Genomic DNA, 8,918 nt, shown 5'->3' with positions numbered 1-8,918 from the left:
TTCCGCTTCCTCCCGTGTTATTGGTATTTCCGCCTCCATTTCCGTTGTTGCCATTTCCACTGTTGCCATTCCCACTGTTGCCGTTCCCGTTTCCTCCGTTGTTTCCACCGGATTCTCCTTCTTCCCAGCCATAGTGGTTGCCATTCCCACCGTTTCCGTTGTTGCCGTTATTTCCGTTATCATTTTTCTTTTCGGAATTTGCGGAAGCTTCGGACGGGCTGGCTGCCTCTGTTTCTGTGTCGTCCCTGCCGTACGGTATAATCGGCAGAAGCTCACGCACCGGTTCCGGGCGCATCTCCAGCAGCGGGACTTCGGACTTCGTATCTTCACCATTTTCATCAGATGCGGCGTCAGGCTTCGTATCTTTAGCCGCTGTTGTTCCGTCCGGTTCGCCGAGCAGAAGTCCGCTTAAATCTACCGTTTCATCACTGCCGGACAGGCCAATCAGCCCTAATACGGAGGAAACTTTCTGTTTGTTTCCATTTCCGCTATTTCCCTGGCTGCCGTTCCCGTTGCTGCCGTTATTCCCTTTGCTGCCGCTGTTCCCTTTGTTGCCGTTCCCATTATTCCCGTTCCCGGTATTATCCTTATTGTTTCCATTTCCGTTTCCGCTGTTTCCCTTCCAGTCGTCATCCGTATGCAGATTGTAGTTTAACTGGAAGACCCGGTTTCCGTCACCGTCATAGGCCATGGCCACTACCAGCTCGTGAGCGTCGTGGACTGCTTTTAAACGGTTCTCCACCGTATAAGTGTAATGAAGCTCTACCTTATCGGTCCCCTTCTTCCCGATTTCGGATATCAGGTTCCCGTCGGCGTCATACTCATACTGCATCGTGGTGTTTTTCTTTCCGTCGTAGAGTTTGGCCCGGATGAGCTGGTTTGACGCATTATAGCTGTATTCGGCGCTCTCCTGCACCGTCCCGTTACGGGTCTTGGAATAGGAAATCCGGTTGCCCATGTCGTCATATGAGTAGCGGTAAACATAGGTTCCCTGCTGTTCTTCCTTCTCGGTGGCTTTGATAAGCTTCCCATCGTCGTCGTATTGGAAGCTGCGCTTCGTCTCTACGATCTGGTAATTGTCTTTTGCATCTTTGTCATGCTTGTTGTTATGGCGGTTTCCGTGGGGGTATTTATCGTCATGGCGGCCGTCCTCATGCCTTCCGTCGTGTTTGTCGTCCCATGCATAGGCGTAGAGGGATTCCAGCGCCGTCTCTCCCACGATGAACCCACGGTCATCATAGGTGTAATCGTACTGGCTCACTACCCAGCCGCAGTCGTCGCACTTGTTTACCATTGATGTAATCTGATCCCTGGCATTAAAGCTGTTATAAGTGCTGACTCCGTTCGGCCGGTGTATCTCGGTAACCCGGTTGATAGCGTCGTAGACGTAAGTGGTCACCCCGCCGTCCCGTCCTGTTACTTTTGTTATATTATCATTCTTATCATACTCGTAGGATACCGTCTTTCCGTCGGGATACGTGATGGATGCAAGCTGATCAGCTCCGTCATAGGCATAAGATGTCGTCTGTCCGGAACCGTTCTTTACCTGCGTAATCCTTCCGAGGGAGTCGTACTCATAGCTGCTCTCCCCCGTTGCGTCCATCATGGTCACACGCTGTCCCAGCGCATCATAGCCATAGCGCACGGCCTGGTTCTGGAAGTCTCCTGCTGCCGCTTCGCTTCCCTCCCCGCCGCTCTCATAGCTTTTTTCCACAAGCGCATTCAGCCGGTTGTAGTCATACCGTATCGTGTCGCCGCTGTTCGTCTGGTAGGAAGTGGTTCTGCCTCCCGCATCATAGGTCATCTGCTCTCTGCGCCCTTCCTCGTTCACCAGGGAAAGCATGTTTCCTTCCAGATCGTAGGTATATTTTGTAACACGCTTCATTGTGTCGGTCATGGAAGTTACATTTCCCATCACGTCGTAGGAATACCGTGTTGTCAGGCCGCTCGGCATCGTCACTTTCACCAGCTTGTCAAGAATGTCATAGTTAAAACGGGTAATCAGGCCATCTGTGGAGGTGAAGGCGAGTATGTTGCCGTGTGGATCGTATTCATATTTCTCAGTCAGGCCCATCTTGTCGGTGACGGAAGTAATACGGCTGCCCGGATCGTAGACCGCTTCCGTCGTCTGTCCCAGCGGATCGACGGTTCCGGTTCTGCGGTTATCGGAGTCATATACCGACTGGTACAGATATCCCTTCGGATCTGCGATTCCCGTCACGTTATAGTTTTTATCATACTGGTAGCTGGTGGTCCGTTCTCCCGGCCTGGTGACAGATTTAACCCGTCCGACCAGATTGTAGGCAATCTCCGTCGCTTTTCCTTCCGGATCCACGCTGGCGGTAAGCTGGTCAACGAGGTCATAGCGGAAGTTCCAGGTATATCCCAGGGCGTTGGTCACTGCATTCTGGTTTCCGCGGATGTCGTAGCCGTATTCGGTCACGCCTCCTTCCGGATCCACGGCCCTCGTCATTCGGTGCATAATGTCGTATTCATAACTGCTGCTGCGGTCAAGACTGTCTGTATCGGTAATGATATTGTCCGCCACATCGTAGGTAAACTCCCTCTTAAGTCCCAGAGGCGTGGTGATGCCGGTCAGACGGTGTACCGGATCGTACGTATATGTGTAGGTACCGCCGTTTTTCTGCGTCATCTTTGTTACCAGGCGGTTTAAATCCACCTCGTACCGGGTCACATTGCCGGCCGGATCAGTGATGCTTAAAAGTTCATCGTGTTTGTCGTAGGTATAGCCTGTTTTTGCCCCCTTCGGTGATATCTTCTCTACCAGGTTGCCCGTCACATCGTACCGGTACTCGGTTATCAGTCCATTGGCGTCCTTTGACTTAGTCAGATTGCCGACGGCGTCATAACGGTATTCCTCCTTATTTCCTTCCGGCGTCGTGTAGGAGATCAACCGGGACAATTCGTCGTATTCGTAACCGGTGACGCTTCCGCGTCCGTCCCTTTCCGCTATCATCCTGTTGACGGCGTCATAGGTGTAGGCCCTCTCTGCGCCTTCCGCATCCGTGGTTCCCGTCAGGTTGCCCGCCGGGTCATAGACAAACCGTGTGGCTGCGCCGAGGGGATCCACCTTTCCGGTCAGGCGGCTGATCGCATCATAAGTGTAGGTATAAACAGCCTCCCCCGGTTCCGTGGTCTTGATCAGGTTGCCAGTCTTATCGTATTCATAGATCGCCGCGGTATTGTCCGCCAGTGTAATGCCGGTCAGGCGGTCCAGCGTATCGTAGGCATAACGGGTCGTGGCAAGATCCGTCCCTGTAACGGCCGTCAGACGGTTAAATCGATCATATTCATAAACCGCGCTCCGCCCGATGGTATCCGTCTGTTTTACCAGGTTGCCGGATATATCGTACTCGTAGGTCATGGTATTGCCTGCCGTATCCGACGCACGGGTGATACGGCCCATGGAGTCATATTCGTAGGATGTCACAACGCCGGCCTCATCAGTGCTTGACGTAACCTGGTTGTTAGCATCATAGGTGAAGGTTACCGTATCCCCGTCCGGCAGGGTAACCGTCAGCAGATTTCCATTCTCATCGTATTCGTAAAGATATGGATTCCCCATCGGATCCGTCATTCTGACCGTACGGCTCAGCTCATCGTAGGTATAAGCGGTCTGCCCTTTTAAGGCATCTGTCATTTCTTTCAGATTGCCCAGTTCATCATAGGAATAGCCGGTCACATGGCCCTCTGCGTTTACGATTGCCAGAAGCTCTCCCAGGACATCGTAGTGGTAGTTGCTGCTGTGTCCGTTCTGGTCCGTTGTCTTTAATACATTACCGTTCAAATCGTAAACGAGTGATACGGCGCCTCCGACAGCATCCTTTATCTCCTGGAGCCGTCCTGCCGCATCGTAGGCGTACCTTGTCTCATGGCCTTCTTCGTTGGTCCGGCCTTTGAGGTTCCCGGCCCCGTCATAGGTGTATACAGCAGTTCCGCCCTGGGGATCTTCCGTCTTAACCAGGCGGTTATTACGGTCATAGGTGAAATGATAGACTCTCGTCCCGTCATCGCTTACCGCAATAATATTTCCGTTGCCGTCATAAGTAATCTCTGTGACAAGGCCGTTTTTCGCCGTCATGCGGATTACTCTGCCATCGCGGTCGTAGGCATATGAAATGCCGCTTCCGTCTGCGTAGGTAACGGCGGTCGTCTGCCCGTTCTTATCGTAGGAATAGGCGGTCCTGTTCCCCAGGCTGTCCGTGGCGGATTCCGGAAGGTTCAGTATCGTGTTATAACTCCAGGAAACTGTATTTCCCCTCCGGTCTGTCGAGGATGTCAGGTTGCCGTTGCCGTTAAACGTCTGCATTACGGCGCGTCCCATTGCATCGGTAACAGCGGTGCGGCGGTTCCGCTCATCATACCGGTACCATGTCTCATTTCCTTTCGCATCTGTCTCCACAATCCGGTTATAGTTCTTATCGTATCCGTAGGTGAGGGTATGCCCAAGAGCATCTTCTCCCGTCAGGATATGGTACATCTTATCGTAAGTAAATACAGTTTTCGCCCCCGCCGGATCGGTGATGGACAATACGGCGCCCGCCGGGCTGTATTCATACTCAGTTGTCCCGCCGTCCTTCGCCGTCTCATTGATTTTCCATCCATTGCGGTTATAGGTATAGATCTCTGCGTTCCCAAGCGGATCCACCATGGAGAGCATACGGTTCATCCTGTCATAATCATAGCGCCAGATGTATCCTTCCGCGTCCTTCATCTGCGTGACAACCGCCCCGTCGTAGGAAAATTCCGTCGTTTGGCCGTTTGCGTCCGTGACGGATACCAGACGGCTCAGCTCATCATAGGCATAGCGCCAGGTATTCCCCTCCCCGCTTGTCCTCGTCAGGAGATTGCCTTTTTCATCGTATGTAAAGACCGTTCTGTTCCCCTCAAAGTCTTCTGCAGCCAGCGGCAGATTCATCGCATTATAAGCATACTCCGCCCTTGCTCCGTCCGCTCTTGTGACAGTCAGTATATTTCCGTCCGCGTCATAGGTATAGGAGGTTGTATTGCCCTCCTCGTCTGTCTCCTGGGCGACGCGGCCGTCACGGTAGGTCTTCGTACGTGCTGCTCCGTCCGGATACGTGATTTTCGTGGTTCTGTAACTGCCGTCATACTCATAGCGGGTCACAAAACCGCGGTTGTCGGTCAGTACCGTCGCTCCGTCTGAATAGGAAAGATACGAAGTATTTCCGTTTGCGTCCGTCTGGGCCGTAATCCGGTTCTCACTGTCGTATTCATTTTCCACCACCCGGTTCCCTTCCTCGTCGTACCAGGCCGTCATCCGGTGTTTCTCATCGTATTCATAACGGCGTATATCTCCCTCCGGATTGGTGACGCTGATCAGATTGCCTTCCTCATCGTATTCGTAACGGAGGGTATTGCCGTCAGGCAGCGTAATGTCCGTGATGCGGTACGCGTCATCCATTGTGATATCAAGTATCCTGCCTGTGGGAGACTCTGCCTGGAGAAGCTTATAATCCTCGTCGTACCGGTACCAGGTTCTGCGTCCCTTCATATCCTCCCGGTACTGGAGAAGTCCTAACGCGTCAAATACATAGCGGCTGCCGTCCTGGTTCGTAAGCTGCCATCCGGCGCAGTCCGGGATTGGCGTCCGCTCTGCCTCCGAGGAGGTCGCTTTCAGGAAACCAAAGCGGATCTCACCCCTGCGGCGGTTCAACTGTGCCTTATCATCCAGATCTTTTGTGGTTACGGTGCGTGTCCCCGCTTCCCTCTCTTTTGGCTCCTCTTCTTCTGCCTCGGATGCAGACGCCCTTCGCACTTCTATGGCATCAAGAGGCTCAAGAGTAATATCCCAACCGTCGGGAGCCTGGTACACATCCCCGTTCCTGGTAAATGGGATTCCCTTTCCATCGCTTCTCTTATAGAGAATGGTTCCATCCTTTAATATAGTCAGGTGGTCGCCGAATTCCGATGTCCATCCATAGCCAAATTCCTGGTGGTAATCCGGGAGCGTGGAGTTATAGCTCCTCATGACTCCGAATTCTCCATTCAATTCTTTCATGGATGCATCGGTCTGCTGCATGAAGAAGTCTCCGGTATTCATATTGACCGGTTCCAGGTTCAGTTCGCAGTTCGGATTTATGCCTGCCAGAAGGTTGCGCAGAAGCAGTTCTTCCAACGGCGTCATATCCTTATACGCATTATAAGGCTCCGCCGTCTTAGGGTTTCTGATAAATAAAATGGTATCTTTCTCAGTCAATTGATCCTTATATAATTTATTATCACGCGCAAGCTGGCCTACATTAATGCCATAGTGGCGGGCAATCCTGGTACTCAAATCATGCTCCTTCACCTCATAAAGCAGAAACTGATCCGATGTAACCGTTGCTCCTACAACCGTATTATCTCCGTCCGGCTCCTCCTCACCGGAACCGTCTTCTCCGACTTCTTTTCCTGTGGCAAAGGCTTCAAAATAGTAAATGGTGTCATATTCCAGGCTGCCTTCCGCTTCAAACCCGTCCGTCTGCCAGTTTGATTCAGGAGACAAATCGAAGTCATCTTCCAGTCCGGCCTTCCGAAAATCAGGATATACAAGTGATTCCATTGCGTCCGTTACGTCGCCGCCGCCTTCCTCCAGAAGCCGGTAGGTGACCTCCGAACCGGCCTGCGCCTTACCGTGGGCGATCACGCCGGTTACGCTGCGTCCGAATATATCTGTGTAGATTACGGCCGGATCCACTTCTATCGTCGTGTCATCCACGCTCATATTGGCAAGATCGCCTTCCAGATCGCCTGTCCATGAATATTCCAGCCGGGGGCCGTTAACCGAATCCCCTCTGTTGCACAGCACTTCCGCCTTCATGGCATACGCGCCGCCGTCCGCCTCAATTTCCGACCGGAACATCAGTCCCAATGGCGGCTCTGTCACGGTGATCCATCCGTTGACCAGATCCGTGATGTCAAATTCCATCGTCTGCCCTGCGCCGGGCGCCGGAGTCTGCCAGACTCTGTCTGAACTTGGATTATAGTCCGGCTGGGTGTTCCAGCTTGTAATATAACCGTTCCATTGAGTGACAGGCACATGCAGCTCGATTATATTCTGACCGCCGCTGTTATCCGTCTCTGTCGTGACCTTCAGGGTCGCATTGTGAACCTGCTCCGCTCCCGACAGAAGCTTTGATATGGTATCTGAATTATTTTCATTAAAAATCACACATACCCGGCAGTTCTTCCGGCTGCCGTCCAGATATCCGACATAGGCCGGGCTGTCCCAATCATAAATCGTGTCCGGCTGTCCCTGTGATATCGTCGCAAAAATAAATTCATCCGAGGGAACGTAGGTATCCGGATCAATGCGTACCGGATAGGACCGCTCTTCATCATTCAGCCACTTCTTATCTGCCTTAATGGTGACTGTATAATTCCCCTTTGTTCCGGAAAGTTTCAGTTTGACCTTATCACTTCTCTCGCCGGAATCATCCTCCATGAACGGAGCGTCCAACTGAAACAGGGCTTTCGCCGTGTCCTTCCCGTAAATGGAAATTTTATCTTTTTCCTGCTTCGCAGTCATTCCCGGTATCTTGAGTTTATAGGAGAACTCATACCTGTCCCCCTTCTCCAGAAGAAAGATATCACCTTTCACCGTATTCTCAATGACTGTATACTGGTAATCTACATTCTCAAATACATCATTAAACCGGATTGCATTTCCGGCCACCGACGGCTCTTTAAAGTTTCCGGCAGACGGAATCAGTTCAATCTTTCCGCCTTCCGTCTCTATGGAAACGCCCCGGCTGGTACTCATCTTAAGCGGAATCCGTATCTTTACAGGACCGGCTTCATTTTCCACCCATGAGGCAGCCTTGCTCCGCAAGAAAGAGGCGTTGGACGGTGTCGCTTCTTCCCCGTCTGCTTCGACAGCGGCAGAATCGCCTTTGACCAGAGTATTGTCAATCGGCCGTACTTTACCGTCCTTGTCACGGTACAGGCCGGAATATCCGCCAATTACGGTTACGTATTCCCTGTCCCCGGTCTGGTATGTGCGGCAGAGATCGGAAAACTGTACCAGCACGCCGGACGGCTCTTCAGTCACCTCCTGATAAAGCTCTTCAGGAAGGCGCAGTCCTTCATCCGTCACCGGTATCTCACCGGGTATCTCTTCTTTTGCATCCTCTTCCGGTAATCCTTCGGCCGGACCTCCCGCCGGATTATCGGCCGGATCACCTCCATCGGCCGAACCTCCCGGCTTTGTCTCCGCTCCGTTCTCCGAACCGGCTCCGCTGTCCTGTGCAGGCTCGTCTTCCTTCCCGGCTTCACTGTCTTTTCCAGGCTCGTCTTCCTTCCCGGCTTCGCTGTCCTTTCCAGGCTCGTCTTCCTTCCCGGCTTCGCTGTCCTTTCCAGGCTCGTCTTCCTTCCCGGCTTCGTTGTCCTGTCCAGGCTCGTCTTCCTTCCCGGTTCTGCTGTCCTGTCCAGGCTCGTCTTCCTTTCCGGGTTCACTGTCTCTTCCAGGCTCATCTTCCTTCCCGGTTCCGCTGTCCTTTCCGGTTTCATTATCTTTTCCAGGCTCGCTGCTTTTACCGGATTCACTGTCTTTTCCAGTGTCACTGTCTTTATCCGGTTCCGCACTATTTTCTGTCCTATCTGCGCGGTCACCATCAGAGGTATCGGACACTCCGGATTCAATCCCTAATTCCCTCAGCGTCAGGGCCTGAGGCCTTGTAAAGTCCACATAACGCGGCTGATTCTCTATCAGCTCCGCCGCCTGCGCTATAATCGGCGTCATGTTTGGCGCCAGCATGGCGGTTATAAGAAGACCGCTGATAAATTGTCTGGCCTTTTGACGGTAACGTTTTTTCACTTTTCTTTTGTTTTCTTTCATACTTTTTTCCTCCTTGTAAATATTGGTAGTGTCAAAAACTACCCTGCTTTTTTGTTGT

1 protein-coding gene is annotated in these 8,918 nt (G+C 52.4%); it reads right to left on the bottom strand.

Annotated elements, in window-relative coordinates; translation table 11 throughout:
• The coding region (locus CLOSYM_RS08500) for a DNRLRE domain-containing protein (RefSeq protein ID WP_044902273.1) at window positions 1-8,860 on the bottom strand (8,860 nt) is incomplete at its 3' end.
• Window positions 8,861-8,918 lie beyond the last annotated feature (58 nt).

The organism is [Clostridium] symbiosum ATCC 14940 (genome assembly GCF_000466485.1).
In the GTDB taxonomy this organism is placed as follows: Bacteria; Bacillota; Clostridia; order Lachnospirales; family Lachnospiraceae; genus Otoolea; species Otoolea symbiosa.
Note: the sequence above shows the minus strand (reverse complement) of the source record. Positions and strands in the feature narration are given on the sequence as shown.